The sequence below is a fragment of the Belnapia rosea genome, assembly GCF_900101615.1.
Lineage (GTDB): Bacteria > Pseudomonadota > Alphaproteobacteria > Acetobacterales > Acetobacteraceae > Belnapia > Belnapia rosea.
Genome location: NZ_FMZX01000003.1, coordinates 240328 through 263905 on the forward strand (window position 1 = coordinate 240328; position 23578 = coordinate 263905).

A 23578-nucleotide genomic window follows, 5' to 3' on the forward strand; every position below is an offset into this window, starting at 1 on the left:
GAGGGGACGCGTCATGGCCAAGGTGATTCTCGCGCGCCGTGCGGCGCTCGGCCTGCTGCCGGCGCTCGCCGCGCCGGCGCTGGCGCAATCGGGTGACTGGCCGAACCGGCCGGTACGCTACATCAACCCCTACCCGCCGGGCGGGCCGACCGACACGCTCTCCCGCATCTACTGCGCCCGCATGTCGGAACTGACCGGCCAGCAATTCGTGGTGGAGAACCGCAGCGGCTCGGGCGGCAATGTCGGGGCCGATGCGATCGCCAAGTCGGCGCCGGATGGCTATACGATCGGCCTCGGCGGGGTCGCCTCGCATGCCATCGCGCCGACGCTCTACCGCAGCCTGCCCTTCGACCCGGAGCGGGACTTCACCCTCGTCGCCGGGCTCTGGCAGTTGCCGAACCTGCTGGCGGTGCATCTGGGCGTCGCGGCGCAGAGCGTGCCGGAGCTGATCGCGCTGCTGAAGGCGGCGCCCGGGCAGTACAGCTTCGGCTCGGCCGGATCCGGTACGACGCTGCACCTGGCGGGCGAGATGTTCCGCCAGCTGGCCAGGGTCGAGATGGTGCACGTGCCCTATCGCGGCAGCGCGCCGGCGCAGCTCGACCTCGTCGCCGGGCGGATCTCGATGATGTTCGACAACATCCCCGGCACCCTCTCGCTGTCGCGCCAGGGGCAGGTGCGGCCGCTCGCCGTCACCTCGGCCGCGCGCAGCCCGGTGGCGCCGGAGATTCCGGCGCTCAGCGAATACCTGCCCGGCTTCGACGTGGTGTCCTGGACCTGCGTCTGCGGCCCGGCCGGCCTGCCGCCGGCGGTGGTGGGGCGGATGTCGGCGCTGACCAAGCAGGCGCTGGAGACCCCGGCGTTGATCCGCGCCTACCAGGACCTCGGCGCCAGCCCCTGGTGGACCGGCGTCGAGGAGATCGCCACCTACCGTACGGCGCAGAAGGAGCGGCTGGCGCCCCTCATCCGCGCCTCGGGTGCCAAGGTGGATTAGTGGATGATGTAGCCGCCATCGACGACGAGGTCATGGCCCTGGATGAAGCCGCCCTCGGCGGTGGCGAGGAAGAGGATGGCCTCGGCCACCTCCCGTGCCTCGCCCATCCGCCCGACCGGCACGCGGCCGACCATGGTGTCGAGCTTGCCGGGCTGGCGGCCCCAGGTATCGAGGTTGAATTGGGTGGCGATGGGGCCGGGGCTGATGCTGTTCACCTGGATCCCCTCCCGTGCCAGCTCGAAGGCCATGTTGCGGGTGAGGTGGATCAGCGCCGCCTTGGTCAGCCCGTAAAGCGCATTCTCCTCCGCCGCGACGGAGCCCATCTGGCTGGCGACATGAATGATGCGTCCCGCCCCCTGGGCCCGCATGGCGGGCAGCACGGCCTGGCTGGCGAAGAAGGCGGCCTCGAGGTTCACCGCGACGACACGGGCGAAATCCTCCCGCGTATAGGTGCCGAAGGCCTTGCGGCAACGGATGCCGGCATTGTTCAGCAGGAGGTCGATGCGGCCGAAGCGGTCGAGCGCTGCGGCGACCATGGCTTCCGCCGCGCCCGGTTCGGCGAGGTCGAAGAGGCCATGCGCCACGGCCGGGGCGCCACGGGCGAGGCAGCCGGCCTCGGCCGCCGCCAGCTCCTCCGCCGTGCCCTCGGCGGCGAGGAAGAGGGCGAAGCCGCGGCTGGCGAGGGCGAAGGCGGCCTCCAGCCCGATGCCACGCGAGGCGCCGGTGACGAGGGCAAGCTTGGCGGCATCGGGCATCGGGCGGTCCTTCCGGTCGGGCTGCGATGGGGCGGCCAGGGATTGAGCGGCCAGGGGAGGCAAGGCCGCAAGGGGTCTATCGCCCAGGCTCCGGACGTGCATGATCCGCGGCCTATCGAAGGGGACATCGCATGACCGACCAGAAGCTCGGCACCGGGGCAACCGCGACCGCCGGCCACACCGTCGAGGTGCATTACACCGGCTGGCTGTTCGACACCTCCCAGCCCGACAACAAGGGGCGGAAATTCGACAGCTCGCGGGACCGGGGCGAGCCCTTCCGCTTCGAACTCGGCGCCGGCCATGTCATTGCCGGCTGGGACCAGGGCGTCGAAGGCATGAAGGTCGGCGGACAGCGCACCCTGACCATCCCGCCAGAGCTCGGCTATGGGGCGCGTGGTGCCGGCGGCGTCATCCCGCCGAATGCGACGCTGGTCTTCGACGTGGAATTGCTGGGCGTGGGCTGACCAGGCGGGCTTGCTTCTGGTAAGAGAGGCCAGCCCGGGGCCGGGTTAGCACAGGGGTAGTGCAGCTGATTTGTAATCAGAAGGTCGGGGGTTCAAATCCCTCACCCGGCACCAAACTTCTCAAACGCTTAGCTGCCGCATCGCTCCGCAGCGGATCTACCGCTCTTTTCTGCGGACCCCGGCGGACCCACCAAGCGGAATTTGGCCCGGCTGGTTTGATCGGGGGTGGACGAGGCAAGCGACCTGGATAACGGGCGGTGCTGCGGGCGTTGGGGAAGTTGGCGCAGGGCTAGGGGCCGTAGCAGGGAGAGGGGGCCATCCGACCTTAACCTGTCCTATCGCGACGACAGGGCAATGCGAGCGCAGCAACAAACTCCTTCCGGCTCTCGTACATACCAATCGACTGTACGATTTCAGGCTGACTATCGGCGCGTCATGGCCCTATACATACTTCATTACCTGCCGACGCCTTTCCGGCGCGGGTGACTGAGAGACACGCCAGTGCTCCCGCCGACATCCGTCGCAGGAGCCCTCCATGGCCATTGCCGATCAGCCTTTACCCTCCCTCCGCAACCGCCTGCTCGCGGCCCTGCCGTCTGGGGACGTTGCCAAGCTCTGGCCGCAGCTTGAGCCGGTTGAGCTTGAGTTCCGCAAGACCCTGCAACGCCCGGATGAACCGGCAGGGAGCGTCTACTTCCCCGAGGTCGGCTACGTCTCCCGGCTGGCCTCCATGGAGGACGGCGACAGCGCCGAGATTGGCCTGATCGGGCCGGAGGGCATGACGGGCCTTGCCGTCCTGCTCGGTGCCGACCGCGACAGCTTCGAGTTGTTGGTGCAGATGCCCGGCACCGCGATGCGAATGGATGCCACGGCTTTCCGCAAGGCACTGGACGACATCCCCAGCCTGCGGCCGCTGCTGAACCGATATGCGCTGGCGCATTTCGAGCAAGTGGCAAGGACCGGGGCCTGCAATGGCCGACACCACATCGATCAGCGCCTCGCCCGCTGGCTACTGATGTCGCACGACCGGACCGGGAGTGACGAGTTCCCGATGACCCATGAGTTCATGAGCATGATGCTCGGGGTGCGCCGCGCGGGGATTACCGTCGCCGCCGGCTCCCTGCAGAAAGCTGGGCTGATCAACTACCGCGCTGGCAAGATGCGGATTGCTGACCGGCCCGGTCTCGAGGCAGCTACCTGCGAGTGCTACGGCGTGGCCCGGCGGGCCTATGACAGCCTGATCGGGCTACCCGCGGGTACGAGCCGGCCGTATTGGCGTTAGCGAAGCCTTTTCACCTGCGGTAATCCGCTTCTAGCGATTGCAGTGCGTCCTGGAAGCGGACCGTCGCCAGGATCTGCCCCACCTCATCGGCAATTTCTATTTGTTGCACGACTGGTATTCTGCTGCCGCGAATACTGTCGGCCACCAGCTGCCGAAGCCCTACCAGCGCCTCATTTTGGGCGCTGATGAGATCGGGTAACTCGGACCCTTCCGGATCAGAGATTAGGTCCTCATCTGTACGGACGTGTAAGAAGAAGCGGGGCATAACCCCTTCTTACGCCGCATTTATCAGGTTTTTCCGTTCGGCTTCTTACATCAGAAGCGTTTAATCACCTGCGATGATTGCCCCTTTCCGCAGGCTTCCCTCACCCGGCACCAGTCCACCGGAACCAGACCGTATCGAAATCAAGGATTGTGCTTCGGCGGGCGGCGCACCAGCCGGTAAGAGCCCCGCTGACCCTTGCCCGCCTACAAACCATGCCGGCGTAGCTCCGGCCCCAGGTGCCCTGTCGCCGCAAGCACAGCCAGACGCAGGTCGCCGCGCAGCGACCACATGGGATGGCTGAATGTCGCTGGCCGGTTCCGCTCGACGAACAGATGCGAGATCCAGGCACAACCATAGCCAATCAGCGGGGCCAGCAACATGAGCCACCAGGGCCCCAGGGACAGACCGATCAGCAGCACGATCGCGGCCGTCCAGGTCCCTGCGACATGAATGACGCGGGTTGCCGGCCGGGCATGCTCCCGCAGGTAGAAGGGCCAGAACTCATCGAAGCTGCGGAAGCGGTCAACCATGGACCGAGATAGGGCCGACAGCATGGCGGATCCAAGAGGCTAATAGGCCTGTCGGTCACTCGCCCATCCTGCTGCGGAAGCGGATGGCTTGCTGCCGAGGCCAGGCCCGCGAGTCCAGCGATACTGGCCACACAGCATCCCGAGCGACGAGCTGGCCTGGCTCCGGTCAGGACTGATCCTATTTGTTCGGTGTAGTGTGGTGTTCCTTATCGTACCGACACGGCAGGCCAAGGTTTTTAGTCGTGATGGATTACCTGCAAAGACCGGCTGCGGGTGACTGAGAGAGGTCCGAACTCTCGCCATTTTCACTGGACCGAGTACTTCCTTGGCTAAACCCGCTGCACCGCCGTCTGACCTTCGCAACCGCCTCCTCAAGGCTCTGCCACCGGAAGACCTCACTGCCCTTTGGCCACAACTCGCCCCGGTCGAGTTGGTGTTCCGGCAGGTGCTTCAGCTTCCGGGAGAGCCCATACCAGCAGCCACCTTCGTCGAAGCCGGCCTTGTCTCCATGCTCACGACGCTGGAGGACGGCGACAGCGCCGAGGTAGGCATCGTCGGGAATGAGGGCCTGGTCGGGCTGCCGCTCCTGCTCGATGATGACCGAGACGATCTCGAAGCGGTGGTCCAGGGACCTGGCGAGGGATTTCAGATGTCGGCCGAGGCCTTCCGGGAGGCGCTGGACCGCCTGCCTTCCCTGCGGCGCCAGCTGAACCGCTATGCCCTGCTCCATCATGGGCAGGTGGCACGAACCGCAGCCTGCAATGCGTGCCATCACGTTGAGCAGCGCCTCGCGCGCTGGCTGCTCATGGCGCATGACCGGGCCGAGAATGACACCTTCACGATGACCCATGAGATGCTGGCCACGATGCTCGCGGTCCGCCGCGCCGGGGTCACGGTCGCCGCCGGTACGCTGCAAAAGGCGGGGTTGATCCGCTACAGCGCCGGCCGCATCACCATCACCGACCGGGACGGCCTCGAGAGCGCCTCCTGCGAGTGCTACGGCGTCGTGCGCCGTGCCCGGGACCGGCTGTTCGGGCTCGGCCCTGGCGAGTTGCCGTACCAGCGCTGAGGACACCGGCTTGGCGTTCTGTTGAATGTACGAAATCGCACGATAGGGCAGTATAGCGGGGACGGGGAGCTGGGAAGAGCCCCAACCCAGGTGCGGGCAGCCATCGGCCCGCCTCTCCTCGTCGCTTCTCAGCCGACCTTTGCGCCATCCATTGGATTGTTGCCTGCGGTCTTTGCTGGCCTGCAGGCCGGCATTGGCTTGGATGCCGGCTAGGTTCCGAATTCCAGGCGCGTTTGCGTCCAGGCGCAGGTGCGGGTACGGACGCTCCATGCCGCCACATCGCCCGCGATCATGCGCAGCCCAGCCCAGCCCCAGGAACAACCCCGGATCTCAAGCGGTCCGGTACCGAGGGGCGTGAGCGTTCGTGGGTATGCGTGCGCATCGGCCAGGATGCAGGGGTATTTGAGATTGCGGCCACCTATGACCAGAGGCGCCAAATCGTTGAGTGAGCATGGTCTGTGCGGAAGGGGCCGGCGGCGCGGCAGGTCTTGTCTCCTGAGCCGCCATCTGATCGCCGGGGGTGCCGGTCCTGCACCCGGCGCCAGCCATCACGGGCCGATCGCATGACAGACACCGTGATGCTGACCGGGGCCACCGGCTTCCTGGGCTCCGCGATCGCCCTCGCCCTGCACGAGGCCGGGCACCAGGTGCGGGCCCTGGTCCGGCCGGAGACGCCGCGGGCCATGCTCGATGGGCTGCCGCTGGAGTTCATTCCCGGCGACCTCACCGATCCGGCCTCCATCGCCACCGCCATGCGGGGCTGCGGGGCGGCCATCCATTGCGCGGCCGACTACCGCATCTTCGTCCCCGACCCGGCGCGGATGTGGGCGGTGAACGTGGCGGGGACCGAGGCGGTGATGCGGGCGGCGCTGGCCGAGGGCGTCCGGCGGGTGGTGCATGTCTCCTCCGTCGCCACGCTGAAGCCGCATGCCGATGGCCGCGCCGCCACCGAGGCGGATGCGGCGGCGCCAGAACAGGCCATCGGTCCCTACAAGCGCAGCAAGACCGAGGCCGAGCGGCTGGTCGAGCGGCTGGTGACGGAGGCCGGGCTGCCGGCCGTCATCGTCAACCCCTCGACCCCCATCGGCCCGCGCGACCGGCGGCCGACCCCGACCGGGCGGGTCATCCTCGAGGCGGCGCGGGGGCGGATGCCGGCCTATGTCGATACCGGCCTCAACCTCGTCCATGTCGATGACGTGGCGGCGGGCTGCGTCGCGGCCCTGACGCGGGGAAAGGTGGGCGAGCGGCACATCCTCGGCGGGCAGGACGTGCCGCTCGGCGAGCTGCTGGCGCGGATTGCCGCGGTCTTCGGCCGTCGCCGCCCGGTCCGGCTGCCGCGGGCGCCGCTCTGGCCAGCGGCCGTCGCCTCCGAGGGTTGGGCCCGGCTCTCGGGGCGGGAGCCGATGCTGACGCTCGACGGGCTGCGCATGGCCGCCAAGCCGATGTATTTCAGTGCCGCCAAGGCGGAGCGGGTGCTCGGGCACCGCGCCCGGCCCTGGCAGGAGGCGGTGGCGGATGCCATCGCTTGGTTCCGCGAACAGGGGATGCTGGCGCGATGACCTGGCTGGCGCTGGCCACCTGCCTGGCCTGGGCCGTGCTGCTTCTCGGACGCGGCTTCTTCTGGCTGGCGCGGGACGATGACCGGGATGCGGCCCTGCAGCCCGACCCGGCGCGCTGGCCTGCCGTTGCCGCCGTGGTACCGGCGCGCGACGAGGCGGAGACGATCGGCGAGACGGTGCGTGGCCTGCTGGCGCAGGATTATCCCGGCCCTTTCCGCCTGGTGGTGGTGGATGACCGCAGCACCGACGGCACCGGCGAGGCCGCGCTCGCTGCGGCCGGGGGCGATGCGCGGCTCACGGTGGTGCGGGGCCAAGCCCGGCCACCGGGCTGGACCGGCAAACTCTGGGCGCTGGAGCAGGGGCTGGCCGAGGCGCTGAAGGGGGCGCCGGACCGGCTGCTCTTCACCGATGCCGATATTCGCCATGCGCCGGACAGCCTGCGGCGACTGGTGCAACGGGCGGAGGCGGGCGGGCTCGTCCTGGTCTCGCTGATGGCCCGGCTGCGCTGCGCCAGCGCGGCCGAGCGCTGGCTGATTCCGGCCTTCATCTTCTTCTTCCAGATGCTCTACCCCTTCCGCTGGTCGAACGACCCATCGGCGCGGACGGCAGCAGCAGCGGGGGGCTGTGTCCTGCTTGATCGCGCCGCCTTCGAGCGGGCCGGCGGCCTGGCCCCGATGCGGGGTGCCATCATCGACGATTGCGCGCTGGCCCGGCGCATGAAGGGCGTCGGGCCGATCTGGACCGGGCTGACCGAGCGGGTGGAGAGCCTGCGCCCCTATGAAGGGGCCGGGGCCATCCGCCGGATGGTGGCGCGCACCGCCTATGCCCAGTTGGGCTACAACCCGGCGGCGCTGGTCGGGATGATCGCGGCGCTGGCCCTCGTCTTCCTCGCCCCGCCGCTGCTCGCGCTGCTGGCGACCGGGGGCCCGCGCTGGCTCGGCCTGCTGGCCTGGGTGGCCATGGCGGTGGCCTTCGCCCCGACGCTCCGGCGCTTCGGGCTGTCGTCGCTGCGGGGTTTCGCCTTGCCGGGGATTGCCGCTACCTACATGGCGTTCACCCTGGACTCGGCCCTGGCCGAATGGCGTGGCCGCGGGGGAATGTGGAAGGGGGAGGCCGGTCCGCGAGCGGATCGTGCCACAGGAGCGCATTAATCGACAAATGACCGGCCTTCTATCTCTTCGCAAGAGCGAGAGGACGCCGTATTCGCTGAGATCGATTGGCTGGCGTCTCGGTCGGCCGAAGGGAGTTGCTCGCCTTGTCCACGATTCAGGATCTCGCCGCGGCGGCGCTGCGGTCGGACCTGGCGCTGGCCGGACCCATGGGCCCGCTGGTGCGGGGGCCGCTCGATGCCGCGATCGACCACGCCGCGGCGCATCTTCTGTCCCGGCAACGCCCTGATGGCCATTGGGTGTTCGAGCTGGAGGCGGATGCCACCATCCCGGCCGAATATGTCATGCTCCGCCGCTTCTTCGGCCAGCGCGACCCGGCGCGCGAGGCGCGGATAGGCCGCTACCTCCGCCGCATCCAGGCCCAGCAGGATGCCAATTGCGGTGGCGGCTGGCCGCTCTTCCATGGGGCGCCGATCGACATCTCCTGCTCGGTGAAGGCCTATTTCGCGCTTCGCCTGATCGGCGACCCGGTTGACGCGCCGCACATGGAACGCGCCCGCGCCGCCATCCTTGCCGCGGGCGGGGCGGAGCAGAGCAATGTCTTCACCCGGGCGACGCTGGCGCTGTTCGGCCAGGTGCCCTGGACGGCGGTGCCGGTGATGCCGCCCGAGATCGTGCTGCTGCCCCGCTGGTTCCCGTTCCACCTCACCAAGATCAGCTACTGGGCACGCACCGTGCTGGTGCCGCTGACGGTGGTGATGGCGCACCGGCCGCAGCCGCTGGCGCCGCTCGGCGTCTCGGTGGCGGAGCTGTTCCGCACGCCGCCCGCGCAGGTGAAGCATTGGCCAGGCGGTGCCCATGCGGCAGAGCCCTGGCGCACCCTGTTCCGCCAGATGGATGCGGTGCTGCAGCGGGCGCATGGGCTGATCCCCGAGGCGCTGCGGGCCCGGGCCGAGGCGCGGGCCGAAGCCTTCGTCACCGAGCGGCTGAATGGTGAGGACGGGCTCGGGGCCATCTACCCGGCCATGGCCAATGCCATTTGGATGTACCACTGCCTCGGCGTGCCCGAGGACGACCCACGGATGGTCACCGCCTGGGAAGCCATCGAGAAGCTGGTGATGGACCGGCCGGAGCGGGACGAGACCTACGTCCAGCCCTGCCTCTCCCCGGTCTGGGACACGGCCCTCGTCTCCCATGCCCTGATGGAAGCGGGCGGGCCGGAGGCCGAGGCGGCGGCGGGACGCGGCCTGGACTGGCTGCTGGACCGGCAGGTGACGGATCTCGTGGGGGATTGGGCCGATGCCCGGCCGGATGTGCCGCCCGGTGGCTGGGCCTTCCAATATGCCAACCCGCACTACCCGGATGTGGACGACACCGCAGTGGTGGTGCTTGCCCTCGACCGCGCCCGCAAGCAGGCCGGCCTGCCGGCCGAGGAGCGGACGGAGGCAGCCATTGCCCGGGCGACGGAATGGGTGGTCGGCATGCAGTCGAAGGGCGGCGGCTGGGGTGCTTTCGATGCGGACAATACCCACCAGTACCTGAACAGCATTCCCTTCGCCGACCACGGCGCGCTGCTCGACCCGCCCACTGCGGATGTCTCCGGCCGCTGCCTCGCCATGCTGGCCCAGCTCGGCTATCCGCCGGGAAGCCCGGTAATGCGCCGGGCGGTGCAGTACCTGCTCGGTGAGCAGGAGCCGGATGGCGCCTGGTACGGCCGCTGGGGTGTGAATTACGTCTACGGCACCTGGTCCGCCGTCACCGCGCTGAACGCTGCCGGGCTGCCACCCGAGCATCCGGCGATGCGGAAGGCCGTCGCCTGGCTGAAATCGGCGCAGAATGCCGATGGCGGCTGGGGCGAGGATGGCTTCACCTATCCTCGCCGCGGCGGCACCCGGGCCGACCCCGATCGCCGCATGGGGCCGAGCAGCGCCAGCCAGACGGCCTGGGCGCTGCTGGCGCTCATGGCGGCGGGGGTGGTGGAGGATCCGGCCGTCGATCGCGGGGCGATGTGGTTGGTGCAGAACCAGGGGACGGATGGGTCCTGGCCGGAGGAGGACTATACCGGCACCGGCTTCCCGCGCGTCTTCTACCTCCGCTACCACGGCTATGCGCGGCTCTTCCCGCTCTGGGCCCTGGCGCGGCTGCGCAACCTGCGGCGGGGCAATTCCCGCCAGGTGATGTACGGCCTCTGATGCGGCAGCCGGGCAGCGGTGCCATGCGGCACCGTCCCGGCCTCACGGCTCCTGGCTGAAATGCCGGCGGCTGAAGCCGTGATAGATGGCCCGGTCGCCATGGTCGCTGGCCTTGCCGACGAAGCGCAGCCACCAGTGCGGCGCCAGGGCGGCCAGCGTCTCCTCCACCTGATGCGCGTGGTTGATCTCGATCACCAGCCGCCGGCCCAGCCCGTGCAGCCAGTCGGGCACGCCGAGATGCGTCACCATGGCGAGGTAGAGCACGATGTCGAATTCGGCCGGGCCGGGGCGGTCCGCCGGTAGCCCCTCATGCAGGGCGGCGCCGAGATAGCCGAGGTTGAAGTGGCCGAGGTGGTTGGAGGCATAGGACGCCGCGCGCGCCGTCTCCGGCCAGTCGAGGCCGAGCCCGTAGCGGGCGCCGCGGGCGGCGGCGTAGTTCAGGAACTGCCCGCCATTGCAGCCGAGATCGATGACGGTGGCGCCGCCGAACTCGATGCCCTCCAGGCCCAGGTCGCCGATCCGCCGCTGCGTGTCGCGGATACCCTCGCCGACGCCGAGGCCTGGCGCCGTCTGGTACTTGGACTCGCCGAACTGGGTGTGGCGCAGGTAGTGGGTGCGGAGGAATTCGGCATGCGCCTCCGTCGGATAGGCGAATTGCCAGTCCACCCAGATGCCCATGCCATGGTTGCCCTCGGTCGCTAGGTCGCCGAAGGGCGGGTACAGCCCGTGCCGGGCACAGAAGCCGGCGACGCGGCCATGCAGGTCCTCCGGCAGGATCGGCTCGGCATCGCGTTGCAGGGCGCGGGCATCCTCGGTGAGGATGGCGGGGTGCAGCGTGCCGCAGGGACCTTCCAGCAGGAAGAGGCCGAGCACCCGCGGCGCCAGTCCGGCCATGGCAGCAAAATTCTGCGCCTTCAGGGATTGCAGCAGGCTGCCTTGCACCCGGATGTCGAGATGCGGCTCATGCACCAGGTTGAAATAGCGGCCCCAATTCACCGCACGCAGGTCGTCGCCCTGATGCGGGTATTGCCAGACCTTGAGGGTGAGCCCGGCCGGGTTGCGTCCGAACCAGGCGGCGACGCGGCCGAGCAGGGCCTCGTCCCGGCAGATGAAGGCCCAGGCGCCAGCCTCCGCCATATCGATCTGCGGCTCGTGGCGCGAAGTGAAGCGCGGCAGGTCGCCGATGCGGTTGGACAGGGCGAAGCCATCCGCCGAAGGCCAGGCGGAGGGGGCGTTGGGCAGTTGCGGCTGCATGGGCGGGACAATGCGCGGCTTGACCACCGCCGGCGCCGCGTCGCGTGCGACGGTTTCGATCACCAGCGGTCCGCGCTGCCGGCCCGGCAGGGCGAGGATGTTCCATTCCGCAGCGCTCTCGCCATCCCAGTCGGGGACGGCATGGGCCTCCCCGGCATCGTCGAGGAAGCCGTAGCCGAGCCCGTCCAGCAGCCGGTAGATCTCGCGGTAGTCGTAGCCGGCATGGCGCATGGAGCGCGGCGCCACCTCGCAATAGATCACCGGCCGCGCCTCCCGCAGCACCCGCCCGGCGCCTTGCAGCACGTAGTACTCGAAGGACTGCACGTCCATTTTGAGGAAGCCGATATCGGCATGCGGGATGCCCTGCCGCGTCAACAGATCGTCGAGCGGCAGCACGGGCACCGCCTCGCCCTCGCCTGTCCCCGGCTGGATGCCGAGCGCGCCGAAATTGGAGAAGCTGCGGTAGTCGACCGGATACATCCGCAGCTCTGTCTCCTCCGCGCCGAGACCCATGCGGAAGGGCACTACATTGGTGCAGCCGTTCAGGGCCAGGTTGGCACCGAGCAGGTTGAACATCTGCATCTGCGGCTCGAAGGCCAGCACCCGCCCGGCCGGCACCAGCCGGGACAGGGCGACGGTATGGTGGCCGATATTGGCGCCGACATCGACCACGATCCGGCTGCCCGGTACATGCTGCGCGAAGATGCGGAGGCTATCCGGCTTCCAGGTGCCTGAGACGGCGAGGTAGTCGGCGACGCCGGTATCGGTGCGAAGCGCCAGGAAGCGCCCCTCGCTGCCCTCGATCAGCCGGCAGACGGGGCCAAGAGGCCGGCCCAATTCGGGATGGAAGGTGCCGGCGCCGCTGCGCAGGCCGAGCAGCCAGACCTGGGCGCCGCGGGAGTCGGGGTGGCGCATCCCGGTCACCTCGAGCCGCACCGGCTGCGCTTCCCCGGCGGAATCAACCGCGATTTCGCGGATGCCGTTCTCCGTCTCGGGAACATAGAGGTCGTGCAGGGCATAATGGGCGGCATCGCGCAGCAGCATCTGGCCGGACCAGTGGTGCTGCACCAGCATCAGCCGCCACCGGCCCTGCGGCAGGCGGAATTCGATCCAGTCGCCCGGCTGATCGGCATGCAGCGTGACCCGCCCGGTATAGGGGCTGATGCCGCTGCTCCAGGCGCCGGCGCCCCGCCAGGCGAGCTCGCGCAATTCCACCCCCCCATCGGGCCCCGATGCGGAGCCGATGAGCAGCCCTTCTCTCTCATGCATGATGGTGGAAATCCTGTTGGGTCAGCCGATGGCCGGGCCGATACGGCGATGCAGGTCGAAGCCGTGACGGGGACGGGCCAGCACATGGTCTCGCAGCGCCGCATCGGCCGCGGCCAGGGTCTCGGTGCATTGCCGCTCGGCGGCCAGCACCGCCGCGATCGCCATCTCCAGGGCCTGGTGGCTGCGCTCCTGCCGGCGCAGGTCCGTGGCGCCGGCCCGGCCGGATGGGCGCCGGTTCAGCGCACCGCCGCGGAACCGCTCCGCCGGCGCGCGCAGGGCAGCGTCGATCTCCGGCTCGGTGGCGAAGCTGCCGCGACGCAGCAGCAGATGCGCCAGCAATTCGGGCCAGGAGCCTGTCAGCGTGGCCAGCCGCGCTGCCTCCTCCGCCGCAGGGGGCCGGGGTTCGAGCATGGCGAGCAAGCGCTGCACGGCATCCGCATCGCACTGCATCTCAGGCGGCCTCCCGCCGCGCGCGGGCGCTCGCCGCCAACTGGCGATATGCCGGTTCCAGACGGTCCACCATGGCGGCCACCGTGTAATGCTTGGTGAAGCTCTCGCGTGCGCCGGCGGCGAGGCGGCTGCGCAGGGCCGGGTCCCCGCCGATGTCGCAAAGGGCAGCGGCGAGATGGGCTGCCGCCCTCGGCCCGTCCGGGACCAGCAGGCCATCGACACCATGGGTCACCACCTCGGCGAGGCCGCCGACCGCCAGGGCGACGACCGGCTTGCCGGCGGCCATGGCCTCGATCGCCACCAGGCCGAAGGACTCATAGCGACTTGGCACCACCACGACATCGCAGGCGCGGTAGGCGGCCTCGAGCGCGGGCCGGTCCATCACCCCGGCGAAGCGGATGCGGGGGTGCTGCCGCATCCTCTCGGCCTGCCCGGCCGGCAGCGCCTCGGCAGCGGCGTCGTCGAGGATGCCGCCGACGAAGGTGAAGTCGGCCTCGGGAAGCGCGTCCAGCACGGCGAGCGCCGCCTCGGCGGCAAGGTCGAATCCCTTGCGTGGCTCGAAGCGGCCAACGAAGAGCATGCGGCAAGCGGGCTCCTGCACGGCAGGCGGCGCACCGGCCAGGAGATCCTCCGTTCCATGCGGCGCCAGCACCAGCCGGCTCTCCGGCAGGGTGATGCCATAGGCGGCTTCGAGATCGGCGATGACGGCGCGGGAATTGGCCAGCAGCAGCGGCGCGGTGGCGAGCGCACGGGCCTCGGCCGCGATCATCTTCCGCACCATGAAATGGTCGTAGAGCGGCCGTGCCTCCCATTCCGGCTTGAAGGGCCGTGCCAGGGCGTAGCTGGTATGCAGGCTCATCGCCACGCCAAGCGCGGGGTCGTGCAGGCAGGCCAGCCCTTCCAGGTCCCAGATGGGGAAGGACAGCACCTCGAGGCCGAAATTCTTCAGCGCCTCCACCTCGCGCTGCACCCGGGCGTTCCAGGCGGCGATGTTGGGAGGCAGGCCATATTCCAGCATCAGCGGCTCGGCACCTTCGGGCTCGGGCCGCAGGGCGTGCAGCCAGAGGCCCTCGCGCTGCGTCACGCTCTCCTCGCCCGCGGCGCGGGTGATGACATGGACCAGATGGCCACGGCGCACCAACTCCTGCGCCACCATCGCCGTCCAGCGGGCGATGCCGGCATCGTTCTCCGGCGGGAAGCCTTGGCTTACCATGCAGATGCGCAGGCCATCGGCGGTGGCGAAGGGGCGGAAGGCGGGCGGTGACGCCTCCGCTTCCAGATCGGCGCGGTCGCGGTGCCCGTGGCGGCGGGCACGCTCCTGCCCGTCGTGCAGGCCGAGCGCCAGGTCGTGGTCGAGCGACAGGCGGTGCTCGATGCCGATCTCGCGGTGTTCCTCGAACCAGGCATTGCTGGAGAGCAGATCGGCCCGGTAGCGCTCGATCTCTCCGGCCACGCGGCCGGGATCCTGCGCGGCGCCGTGGCGGTGGACGAAGTAGGCCTTGCTCACTGCGGAAGGGTAGAGGGTGCGGGCGATGCGGGCCGCATTGCGGATGCCGCTCGGGGCGAATTGGTGGAAGACCAGCGCTCGCGGCTCATAGAGCACATGCCAGCCCGCATCGACGAGGCGAAGGCAGAGATCGGTCTCGTCGAGCAGATAGGCGAAGCTGTGATCGAAGCCGCCGACCTCGCGCAGCGCCGCCATTCGCACGCTGCAATTGGTGCCGAGAAGGCTCGGGTAATAGGGTGAGCCAGGCCGGTTGAGTGGCCGCTCGTCGAAGAATTCCGAAACCGCATGCGCATTGCCGAAGCGGTCGCAGATGGTCTTCCGCGCCTGCCAGCGGGTGCCGGTATTGTCCACGGTGAAGCCGCCGACCGCGCCCACCGCCGGGTCCCGGTAATGCAGTGCGAGGTGCTCGAGCCAGTCGGGATGCGGCACGCCGTCATCGTCGATGAAGGCGACGATGTCGCCCGCCGCGGCGGCGATGCCGATATTGCGGGAGATGGCGAGGTTCGGCTCCGGGCATTGCCGCAGCGTCAGCCGCGGCCCCCATTCGGCAAGCACCGCCTCGGTGCCATCGGTCGAGGGACCGTTGACCACCACGACCTCGAAGCGCGGATAGCGCAGCCCGCGCAGCCCGTGCAGGGCATTGCGCAGATGAGTGGCGCGGTTGCAGGTGTTGATGACGATGCTGATGGCGGGCCGATCCATGGCGTTCATCCGGCTTCGGCGAGCAGCAGCATCAGGTCGCGATTGGCGGCCGCCATCTCGGGCCGCTTCGCGATGAGCAGGAGCAGGGCGCGGCGGCTCGGCACGGCACGTAGCAGGGGCAGTACCTCCCCGGTCAGCTGGGGCGGGCGATGCAGCAACAGGGCGAAGGCGAGCTCGACATCTTCCTGCCACGGCAATTCGTCGAGCGGATGAGCGGGTGGCACCTCGGGTGGCAGGGGCGGGGCCGTCGCATCTCCCTGCAACCCGGCAACATGCATGATGTGGCGGTGGAGATCCTCGCCCCGCTCGCCGAGCGCCCAGGCGGAGCGGTAGGCGACCTCGGCATCGGCGAGTTTCCCCTGCTCCTTCAGCGCGTGACCGTATTGCACGCGATAGCCCGGATGCAGGGGGTGAAGGGACAGCGCCCGCCAGTAGAGATATTCGGCGATGTCCCATTGCCGCCGGTCGCGTGCCGCATCAGCCTCGGCGACCAGGTCGTGGAAGGCTGCATCAAGCCCGGCTTCGGTCATCGCCAGGGCGACCTGGGCGGCCCGCGCCGAGGCCAGCCCGGCTTCGGCGGGGAGCCTGACCTCCGTGGGAGTTGCCGGCGAAGGGGCCTCGACCAGCGTGAGCCTGGCCGGTTCCGGCCGGTGATACAGCAAGGCGGTATTCATGCAGGCTTCCGGCCCCGGCCATCATGGATCGACTACAGAACGATACTATTTAGTTATGAATGAGGATGCACCGGAAAAATCGTCTTTGGAGCCAATTCTCTCGGGAAAGCCGCGCGATCCAGGCTTTCGGCATGTCTCGACGTCGCATGGCGTGTGGCTTGGACTTCCACACCTTATACCCCCTGGCCTGTGGATAAGCTCGCTGTAGGCACCGACAGCGGGCGCGGCATGCCAAAGGCTTTGATTTAAGGCACAAGAGCGATACAAATAGCTGTCCTGCGAACGGCTTGCGGGTATCGGTCTGACGGCTCACGAAACCGTGCTTGCATATTGCAAGCCTGCGTCCCAGAGTCAGGGGCACTTGCGGAGGTTATGTCGTGGACATCTCGGGTGCTATCCTGCCGAGGCACACCGGTGCGGCCCTGTGCGGCAACTGTAGCGGTGCGCTACGCGGCCTATGCCACGGACTGGATGATCTGGATCAGGCGTCGTTATTCGCCGCATCCTCCCTGGTGCGGCTGCCAGCCCGCAGCGCGGTGTTCCGCGAGGGCGATCGTGCCGGCGCCGTGTTCACCTTGGTCGATGGCGCGGCGAAGCTGCTGCGTACCTTGCCGGATGGCCGGCAGCAGATCATCGGCTTCCGCTTCGCCGGCGACCTGATTGGCTTCACCGCGCGGGATCGATACCCTTGCGATGCCGAACTGGTCTGCGATGCCACCGTCTGCCGCGTCGACCGTGCCCGGCTGGAGGCGATGAGCCGGCATTGCACCGGCATCACCCATCGCCTGCTCGAGCTCTGCGCCGAGGACCTGGCAGCGGCGCAGGAGCAATTGGCGGCCATGGCGCCGCGCAGCGCGGAGGGCCGCGTGGCCGCCTTCCTGCTCATGCTGCGCGATGCCGCGGTGCGCAACGGCGCCCTGCCCGCCGAGTTGTCCCTGCCGATGACGCGGGCCGATATCGGCGACTATCTCGGGCTGACGATCGAGAGCGTCAGCCGCGTCTTCGCCGCCTTCCGCCGTGGCGGGCTGCTGCGCGAGCCGGAGCGCGGCCAAGTCCGGCTGCTGGACATGCCGGGCCTCGAGGCACTGGCGGGCGCCGAAGGCACCCATTAGGGCGCCCATCGGGGCTTCAGTGCGCGGCATCCCGCTCATCGAAGTGCCGCTTGATGCAGCCCAGGGCGAAGAGGGTGCCAAAGGCGAAGAGGCCAAGGCCGAAGCTCTGCAGGTAGTCATGCGCGGCCGCCGCGGCGAAGAGGCCGATGACGGCGACCAACACGGACAGGACCAGGAAGAAGACGCGGCTCGGGATCATGGGGTCGGGTGCCTTTCGGTCTTGGTGTCGTCGAAGAGGATGCGGGCGCCAGCGCCGTCGAGGTCCTCGTACTGGCCGGTGCGCAGCGCCCAGAGGAAGCCGCCGAGGCCGAGCAGGCCGAGCGCCAGGGCGACGGGAACGAGAAGGATCAGCGAGTCCATCGGGCAGGCCTTTCCGCACGCAACGCGTTGAGAATGACGATGAGCGAGGAGCTGGCCATCACCGCCGCGGCGCCGAGCGGCGTGACCAGCCCGGCCACCGCGGCTGGCACCGCCACCAGGTTGTAGGCCAGGCTGAAGGTGATGTTCTGCTTTGCCAGGCACTGGGCCCGGCGTGCGGCATGGATCGCCTCCGGCAATGCCATCAGGGCCTCGCCACGCAGCGCGAGGTCGGCGGCACCCTGGGCGATATCCTGCGCCCCCGGGGCGGCCACGGCGGCATGGGCGAGGGCGAGCGCCCCCGCATCGTTGATGCCGTCGCCGACCATCAACGGGCGCTGGCCAGCGAGGCGCAGCTCCGCGACATGGGCGAGCTTCGCCTCGGGGATCGCCCCGCCCTCCCAGGTCTCGATGCCGAGCTCCCGTGCCACCTTGGCGACGGCGCCGGGCGCATCGCCCGAGAGGATCTCGACCGGCAGGCCGAGCGCCCGCAGGGCGGCGACTGCCTCCCGCGCATCGGGCCGCAGCGTATCGGCGAAGCGGAAGGCCACGGGCGCCGAGCCAGCCTCGGTGAACCAGAGGGTCGGGTCGGAGCCAGCCTCGGTCACGCCGCAGAAGCGCGCGCTGCCGAGCCGGGCATTGCAGGCAGTCATGCCCTGGCCCGGGTGCTCCGTCGCATCGGTGCGCAAGGGCGCGTCGGGGCAGGCAGCGAGGAGGGCGCGGGCCAGAGGGTGGCGGCTGCCACGGGCGAGACCGGCCGCGGCGCGCAGCACCTCCGGCGTCCAGTCACCGGGCAGCAGCCGGGGCGTGCCGGTGGTGAGGGTGCCGGTCTTGTCGAGCACCACCCGGTCCACCTCCGCCAGCCGCTCGAGCGCGGTTGGCGAGGTGACGAGCACGCCGCGGCGGAACAGCGCGCCGACCGTCACCACCTGCACCGCCGGCACCGCGATGGCGAGGCCGCAAGGGCAGGTCACGATCAGGGCTGCGACGGCCGGCACCAGCGCCGCCTGCCAGCCGAGCCCGGCCCAGAGCCACCAGCCGAGGAAGGTCGCCGTGGCGACCACCAGCACCGTCGGCACGTAGAGGCGGGCTGCCTTGTCGGCCAGGGTAACGAAGCGGCCGCGGATCTCGGCCGCCTGTTCGAGCAGCCGGGCGGTCGCCGCCAGCGAGCCCTCGGCCGCCGCGGCGGTGACGCGCAGCACGGCGGGACCGCCCATATTGATCGCGCCGGCCAGCAGCGCCTCGCCCACGGCGATCGGGCGGGGCAGGCTCTCGCCGGTGGTGGCGGCCAGATCGAAGAGGCCGGGGGTGCCCTCCAGCACGGCATCCAGCCGCAGCCGCTCCCCGGCGGCGAGAAGGATGCGGTCCCCCGCCAGCACGGCGCCGGCCGGCACATCCATGGCCCTGCCTTCGCCGTTGAGGCGCCGCACCGTCCCGTCCTGCAAGGCGATCAGCTCGGCCACGGCACGGCCGGCACGGCCGCGCGCCGTGCGATCGAGCAGCCGCCCGGCGAGCAGCAGGGCCAGCAGGGTGGTGGCGCCGTCGAACCAGGTGAAGGGGCCGTTGCGCCAGGCCTCGGAGAGCGACATGGCGGCCGTGGCCAGCACGCCGAGGCTGATCGCCACATCCATGTTGGTCCGCCATGCCCGCAGCGCGGCGAGCGCCGAGCGGTAGAAGGGCAGGCCTGCGAGGGCGATGGTCGGCAGGCCGATCAGCGCCGCGAGCCAATGCATCAGCGCCCGCGTTTCGGCGCCCATGTCCTCGCCCACCCAGACGGCGACCGAGACGAGCATCACGTTCATCGCGCCGAAGGCGGCGATGCCGAGGGCGCGGACCAGGCTCCGCATCTCCGCATCATCGGCGGCGCGGAGGCAGGCCGGGCTGAAGGGCACGGCGCGGAAGCCCAACCGGGCCAGCAGGGCAGCGAATTCCTCGGCCCGCGCCTGCTCGCCCCGCCAGCGGAGGGTGAGGCGGCGGGTGGTCAGCGCGGCGCGGGCCGAGAGCATATCCGGTTCGGCGGCGAGGGCCTGCTCGACCAGCCAGACGCAGGCGCCGCAGCGCAGCCCCGACACCATGAGATCGAGCCGCCACAGGCCAGGCCCTTCGGCAACCGCGGCGCCGGCGAGCGGCACCGGTGGCACGGTTTCCGGACGGAGCGCGCCATCCGCGGCGCTGCGACGGCGGTAGAAGGCGTCGAGCCCCATCCCGGCGACGAGGCCATGGGCGGCTTCGCAACCCTCGCAGCAATACTGCGCGGGGGGCGCGACCGGCGCGCCGCAATGGGCACAGGCCTCCTTCGGAGGGGCGATGCGGGAGATGACGCTCATGGCGCGATCACCCGCTGGCGGATGTCGAGATGCCGGCCGCCGGCGTCACGCAAGGTCAGCCGCGCCTCCCACTGGCCGGAGGCCGGCGGCAGGGCGGGGGCGGACCATTGGCCGGGACCCGCCGCCGCGAAGGCGAGCGGAACCGTCCGCCCGTCGAGCGGGCGCAGCAGCAGGCCTTCCAGCCTGCCCTCGACCGGGTGGCCTTCGCGGTCGGTGACCGCCACCGCCAGTTCCCCGGCACCGAGCGCGACCCGCGCCGACCAGCCGAGCGCTGCCTGGCGCTCGGCCTCGGCGAGGATGTGGTTGTAGGCGCGGCCCTTGTCATAGGACCGCCCGGTGGTGGTGCCGGTGAAGCTCTCGACGGCGGCGGTGATGAGCACGCCGTTCACCGCGATCACCAGCAGCATCATCCCGACGAAGACCCAAGGGATCCAGCGGCCACGGGCAGGGTCGAATGTGCGGGTCGTCATGGTTGCGGTCCCAGGAAGACGCTGCTTTCGGTGGCCACGGGCCGGCCGGCGGCGTCGAGCAGGCGGAAGCGGAGCGGTTGCCGCTCCTTCAAGGGAAGGCCGGGCCCGGCGGTGACCAGGGCGCGGAAGCTGGAGACGCCATCGCCGCGCACCGGCAGCACCGGCAGCCCGGCGGCATCCGTCGCCGCGTCCTGCACCAGCAGCCGCAGCCCGGATACGCCGTCCAGCGCCAGCGTGTAGCGGCCGCCATCGCGGCTCTTGTCGGCGAGCTTGAGCAGGTAGGCATTGCGGACACCGCCATCGGAGAGGCGGACGAAGGGCGGGGCGCGCTCCGGCAGGACGGTGAGGCTCAGCGTCTCGCGCATCAGCAGGGCACCCAGCATCACCGCGGAGACCAGGGCGAGCACGCCGCCATACATCAGCGTGCGGGGGCGCAGCAGGCGAGGCGGGCGGCGCGCCTCCATGCCGGCCGCGAGGCGGGCGGGCCCTGGCTCCAGCTCATGCGTCGCGGCCTGGCTGGCGGCGAGGTTGGCGAGGGTCTCGAAGCCGATCAACCCTTCCTGCCGGTGGAGCTTCCGCATGATGTCGTCGCAGGCATCGATGCAGAGGCCGCAGCCGATGCAGCCCAGCTGCTGGCCCTCGCGGATGTCGACGCCGGTGGGGCAGACCTGCACGCAGGCGCTGCAATCGACGCAGTCGCCATTGCCGGGGTCCTTCGGCGTGCCGCGCGGCTCGCCGCGCCAGTCCCGGTAGGTGACGACGAGGCTGTCCTGGTCGAGCATGGCGGCCTGGAAGCGTGGCCAGGGGCACATATAGGTGCAGACCTGCTCGCGGGCGAAGCCGGCCAGCACATAGGTCGTGGTGGTGAAGAGGGCGAAGAAGAACCAGGTCTGCAGCGAGACGCTGCCGGGATGCAGCACGAGGCTCGGCGCGTCGTGGAAATACATCACCCAGGCGCCGCCGGTGGCTGCGGCGATGGCCAGCCAGGCGGCATGCTTGGCAAGGCGGCGCAGCGTGCGGTCGCGCGAGGGCGGCCCCGCATCGCGCCGCATGCGGGCGTTGCGGTCGCCCTCGATCCGGCGCTCGACCCAGAGGAAGAGGTCGGTCCAGACCGTTTGCGGGCAGGCGAAGCCGCACCAGATGCGGCCGAACAGCGAGGTCGCGGCGAAAAGGCCGATGGCCCCGAGGATGAGCAGGCCCGTGAGGAAATAGACCTCCTGCGGCCAGAGCTCGATCCAGAAGAAGAACAGCCGCGCATGGGCCATGTCGACCAGCACCGCCTGGTCCGGCGCGCCCGGGCCACGGTCCCAGCGCAGCCAGGGCACGGTGTAGTAGAGCCCCAGCAGCAATGCGAGCACCGCCCACTTGACGCGGCGCACCCGGCCCTGCACCGCGCGCGGATAGACCTTGCGGTGGGCGGCATAGAGGGAGGTCGGGGCCGGGCAGGTATCGGGCATGACGAGTCCCCTACTGCTCCCCACCGCCGAGCGCGTGGACGTAGACGGTGAGCATGTTGATGACCGCCGCATCCAACCGGCCCTCCCAGGCGGGCATCACGCCGGCGCGGGAATAGGCGATGCTGCGCATGACGGAGGGTTTGTCGCCGCCATAAAGCCAGATGCGGTCGTTCAGCCGCGGCGCGCCGACGGCGCGGTTGCCCTCGCCGCGGTCGCCATGGCAGGCGGCGCAGTTGTCGGTGAAGAGCGCGGCACCCGCAGGATTGGCCGGGCCGGTACTGGCCAGCGAGAGGACGTGGTCGGCGAGGTCGCTGATCTGCGCCATGTTGAGGCCGGCCTGGAGGAAGGCCGGCATGGCGGTGCCCCGCGCCTCGGCATCCTCGCCGTTGCGGACACCATGGCGGATCGTGGTGCGGATATCCTCGAAGCTGCCGCCATAAAGCCAGTCGTCATCGGCGAGGCTCGGGAAGCCGCCCGGCGCACCCTGGCCGCCGGCGCCATGGCAGCCGGCACAGCTATTGGCGAAGGCAATGCGGCCGCCGGCCAGCGCATAGGCGCGCAGCTCGGGGTCGGCGGAGATCGCCTCCGGCGTCGCGGCGCGCAGCCGGGCCAGCATCGGCGCGGCCTTCGCCTGCTCGGTCGCCATCACCGCAGCGAGATCGCCGCGCGCGGTGTTGCCAAGCAGGCCGCGCACGAAGGGGAGGGCCGGGTAGAACACCATCCAGATCAGCGCGAAGGCGATGCTGGCATAGAAGGTATAGAGCCACCAGGAGGGCATCGGGTTGTCGAGTTCCCGGATGCCGTCCCATTCATGGCCGGTTGTGGCGACGCCGGTGGCGGCATCGGTCTCTGGCTTGCGTGCCATGGTCGTGGCCTTCAGGGCTGACTGTCGCGGAGCGGGATGGTGGCGTGCTGGTTGGCAGCCTCGCGGCTGCCCGGGCGCAGCACCCAGGCCAGGATCCCGGTGAAGAGCAGGACGAACCAGACCACCCAGACGGTGGAGAGGATCTCATGCAGGCGCTGCATATCCATCGAGCGGCGCTCCTCAGGGCTGACGCAGCTGGTCGGGCGCCACGTCCGAGAAGCGGACAAGGGTGCCGAGCATCTGCAGATAGGCGACGAGCGCATCCATCTCCGTCACCACGCGCGGGTTGGCGTCGAAGGCGGCCTGGCGGGCATTGGGATAGCGGCGGACGAAGCCGGCGGCATCGGCCTCGGGCGTCGCCTGGGCGGCGAGGTCGTTCGCCGCCTCGGCGATCATCTCCTCGGTATAGGGCACGCCGACCGCGCGCTGGGCGCGGAGATGGGCCTTGATCTCCTCGGCCTCGATCGGCCGGTCGAGGAAGGCGTAGGGCGGCATCACCGAGGCCGGCACCAGTGCCCGCGGGCTGCGCAGATGGGCGGCATGCCAATCATCCGAGTAGCGGCCGCCGACGCGGGCAAGGTCGGGCCCAGTGCGCTTGCTACCCCACTGGAAGGGATGGTCGTACATGCTCTCGGCCGCCAGGCTGTAATGGCCGTAGCGCTCCGCCTCGTCGCGGAAGGGGCGCACCATCTGGCTGTGGCAGAGATAGCAGCCCTCGCGGACATAGATGTTGCGGCCCATCAGCTCGAGCGGCGTGTAGGGACGGATGCCCTGCACGCGCTCGATCGTGGTCTCGACGAGGAAGAGCGGCACGATCTGCACCAGGCCGCCGATGGCAACCGTCAGCAGGGTGAGGACGCCCAGGATGATGAGGTTCTTCTCGATCAGGGCGTGGGTAAAGCGCTTCATGGCTATGCC

The 23578-nt window shown here is 70.0% G+C and carries 23 protein-coding genes and 1 tRNA gene; 9 read left to right on the forward strand and 15 right to left on the reverse strand.

The genetic code is table 11. The features are described 5' to 3' along the window. The first annotated feature begins 13 nt into the window (after positions 1 to 13). Entirely contained in the window at positions 14 to 991 is a 978-nt protein-coding gene (locus BLR02_RS09975; RefSeq protein WP_090662739.1) for a Bug family tripartite tricarboxylate transporter substrate binding protein, read from the forward strand. On the opposite strand, the gene BLR02_RS09980 is transcribed toward BLR02_RS09975, so the two are convergent. After that, positions 988 to 1746, reverse strand: coding sequence for an SDR family NAD(P)-dependent oxidoreductase (locus tag BLR02_RS09980; protein ID WP_176849477.1), 759 nt, complete (start codon positions 1744 to 1746; stop codon positions 988 to 990). The two genes, BLR02_RS09975 and BLR02_RS09980, sit on opposite strands and share 4 nt — an antisense overlap. Before the next feature lie 131 nt (positions 1747 to 1877). On the opposite strand from BLR02_RS09980, the gene BLR02_RS09985 reads away from it, so the two are divergent. From BLR02_RS09985 to BLR02_RS09995, 3 genes are all read left to right on the forward strand, one after another. Further along, complete coding sequence (locus BLR02_RS09985) at positions 1878 to 2210, forward strand: FKBP-type peptidyl-prolyl cis-trans isomerase (RefSeq protein ID WP_090662743.1); 333 nt, start codon at positions 1878 to 1880, stop codon at positions 2208 to 2210. Between the two features lie 39 nt (positions 2211 to 2249). Next, a tRNA-Thr gene (locus BLR02_RS09990) sits at positions 2250 to 2324 on the forward strand. A 421-nt stretch (positions 2325 to 2745) separates the two neighbouring features. Continuing rightward, complete coding sequence (locus tag BLR02_RS09995; RefSeq protein WP_090662744.1) at positions 2746 to 3492, forward strand: Crp/Fnr family transcriptional regulator; 747 nt, start codon at positions 2746 to 2748, stop codon at positions 3490 to 3492. A 10-nt stretch (positions 3493 to 3502) separates the two neighbouring features. Here BLR02_RS09995 and BLR02_RS10000 read toward each other — a convergent pair whose 3' ends face one another. Both BLR02_RS10000 and BLR02_RS10005 read right to left on the reverse strand, forming a co-directional pair. After that, a complete protein-coding gene (locus tag BLR02_RS10000; protein ID WP_090662748.1) occupies positions 3503 to 3757 on the reverse strand; it encodes a DUF6894 family protein in 255 nt (84 codons plus the stop codon). Positions 3758 to 3960: 203 nt separating this feature from the next. Further along, positions 3961 to 4287, reverse strand: a complete 327-nt coding sequence (locus BLR02_RS10005; RefSeq protein ID WP_090662749.1) for a DUF962 domain-containing protein — start codon at positions 4285 to 4287, stop codon at positions 3961 to 3963. A gap of 445 nt (positions 4288 to 4732) precedes the next feature. On the opposite strand from BLR02_RS10005, the gene BLR02_RS10010 reads away from it, so the two are divergent. The 4 genes from BLR02_RS10010 (at position 4733) to shc (ending at position 10216) form a co-directional block, all read left to right on the forward strand. After that, entirely contained in the window at positions 4733 to 5356 is a 624-nt protein-coding gene (locus BLR02_RS10010; RefSeq protein ID WP_342670571.1) for a Crp/Fnr family transcriptional regulator, read from the forward strand. 563 nt (positions 5357 to 5919) lie between these two features. Next, on the forward strand, positions 5920 to 6915 hold the full coding sequence (hpnA, locus tag BLR02_RS10015) for a hopanoid-associated sugar epimerase (protein ID WP_090569264.1): 996 nt from the start codon (positions 5920 to 5922) through the stop codon (positions 6913 to 6915). Next, positions 6912 to 8066, forward strand: coding sequence for a glycosyltransferase (locus BLR02_RS10020; protein WP_090662753.1), 1155 nt, complete (start codon positions 6912 to 6914; stop codon positions 8064 to 8066). The genes hpnA and BLR02_RS10020 overlap by 4 nt, the downstream gene beginning before the upstream one ends. Positions 8067 to 8233: 167 nt before the next feature. Continuing rightward, the gene (gene shc / locus BLR02_RS10025; protein ID WP_090662890.1) at positions 8234 to 10216 is read left to right on the forward strand and encodes a squalene--hopene cyclase; all 1983 of its coding nucleotides are present in this window, start codon (positions 8234 to 8236) and stop codon (positions 10214 to 10216) included. 42 nt (positions 10217 to 10258) lie between these two features. On the opposite strand, the gene BLR02_RS10030 is transcribed toward shc, so the two are convergent. From BLR02_RS10030 to BLR02_RS29405, 4 genes are read right to left on the reverse strand one after another with little or no spacing between them, the layout of a single operon-like run. Beyond that, positions 10259 to 12739, reverse strand: a complete 2481-nt coding sequence (locus BLR02_RS10030) for an FkbM family methyltransferase (protein ID WP_090662755.1) — start codon at positions 12737 to 12739, stop codon at positions 10259 to 10261. Between the two features lie 21 nt (positions 12740 to 12760). Further along, entirely contained in the window at positions 12761 to 13189 is a 429-nt protein-coding gene (locus BLR02_RS10035; RefSeq protein WP_090569273.1) for a hypothetical protein, read from the reverse strand. Position 13190: 1 nt separating this feature from the next. Further along, a complete protein-coding gene (locus BLR02_RS10040) occupies positions 13191 to 15398 on the reverse strand; it encodes a glycosyltransferase (protein WP_176849479.1) in 2208 nt (735 codons plus the stop codon). Between the two features lie 5 nt (positions 15399 to 15403). Next, positions 15404 to 16072, reverse strand: a complete 669-nt coding sequence (locus BLR02_RS29405) for a hypothetical protein (protein WP_176849480.1) — start codon at positions 16070 to 16072, stop codon at positions 15404 to 15406. A gap of 512 nt (positions 16073 to 16584) precedes the next feature. Here BLR02_RS29405 and BLR02_RS10045 point away from each other — a divergent pair. Further along, positions 16585 to 17184: a Crp/Fnr family transcriptional regulator gene (locus BLR02_RS10045; protein ID WP_176849481.1), complete on the forward strand. Its 600-nt coding sequence runs from the start codon at positions 16585 to 16587 to the stop codon at positions 17182 to 17184. 16 nt (positions 17185 to 17200) lie between these two features. On the opposite strand, the gene BLR02_RS10050 is transcribed toward BLR02_RS10045, so the two are convergent. The 8 genes from BLR02_RS10050 to ccoO are packed head-to-tail and all read right to left on the reverse strand — an operon-like array spanning position 17201 to position 23569. Then, positions 17201 to 17383, reverse strand: a complete 183-nt coding sequence (locus tag BLR02_RS10050) for a hypothetical protein (protein ID WP_090569280.1) — start codon at positions 17381 to 17383, stop codon at positions 17201 to 17203. Beyond that, positions 17380 to 17544: a cbb3-type cytochrome oxidase assembly protein CcoS gene (gene ccoS / locus BLR02_RS10055; RefSeq protein ID WP_090569283.1), complete on the reverse strand. Its 165-nt coding sequence runs from the start codon at positions 17542 to 17544 to the stop codon at positions 17380 to 17382. Before ccoS ends, BLR02_RS10050 begins: the two co-directional genes overlap by 4 nt. Continuing rightward, the gene (locus BLR02_RS10060) at positions 17532 to 19868 is read right to left on the reverse strand and encodes a heavy metal translocating P-type ATPase (protein WP_090662759.1); all 2337 of its coding nucleotides are present in this window, start codon (positions 19866 to 19868) and stop codon (positions 17532 to 17534) included. Before BLR02_RS10060 ends, ccoS begins: the two co-directional genes overlap by 13 nt. Further along, positions 19865 to 20338 (reverse strand): FixH family protein, encoded by a 474-nt coding sequence (locus BLR02_RS10065; RefSeq protein WP_090662761.1) that lies wholly within the window; start codon positions 20336 to 20338, stop codon positions 19865 to 19867. Before BLR02_RS10065 ends, BLR02_RS10060 begins: the two co-directional genes overlap by 4 nt. Then, on the reverse strand, positions 20335 to 21795 hold the full coding sequence (ccoG, locus tag BLR02_RS10070; protein ID WP_090662763.1) for a cytochrome c oxidase accessory protein CcoG: 1461 nt from the start codon (positions 21793 to 21795) through the stop codon (positions 20335 to 20337). Before ccoG ends, BLR02_RS10065 begins: the two co-directional genes overlap by 4 nt. Positions 21796 to 21805: 10 nt before the next feature. Then, on the reverse strand, positions 21806 to 22660 hold the full coding sequence (ccoP, locus tag BLR02_RS10075; RefSeq protein WP_090569295.1) for a cytochrome-c oxidase, cbb3-type subunit III: 855 nt from the start codon (positions 22658 to 22660) through the stop codon (positions 21806 to 21808). Between the two features lie 11 nt (positions 22661 to 22671). Then, complete coding sequence (locus BLR02_RS28535) at positions 22672 to 22827, reverse strand: cbb3-type cytochrome oxidase subunit 3 (protein ID WP_218127903.1); 156 nt, start codon at positions 22825 to 22827, stop codon at positions 22672 to 22674. Between the two features lie 13 nt (positions 22828 to 22840). Then, positions 22841 to 23569, reverse strand: coding sequence for a cytochrome-c oxidase, cbb3-type subunit II (ccoO, locus tag BLR02_RS10085; protein WP_090662767.1), 729 nt, complete (start codon positions 23567 to 23569; stop codon positions 22841 to 22843). Between the last annotated feature and the right edge of the window lie 9 nt (positions 23570 to 23578).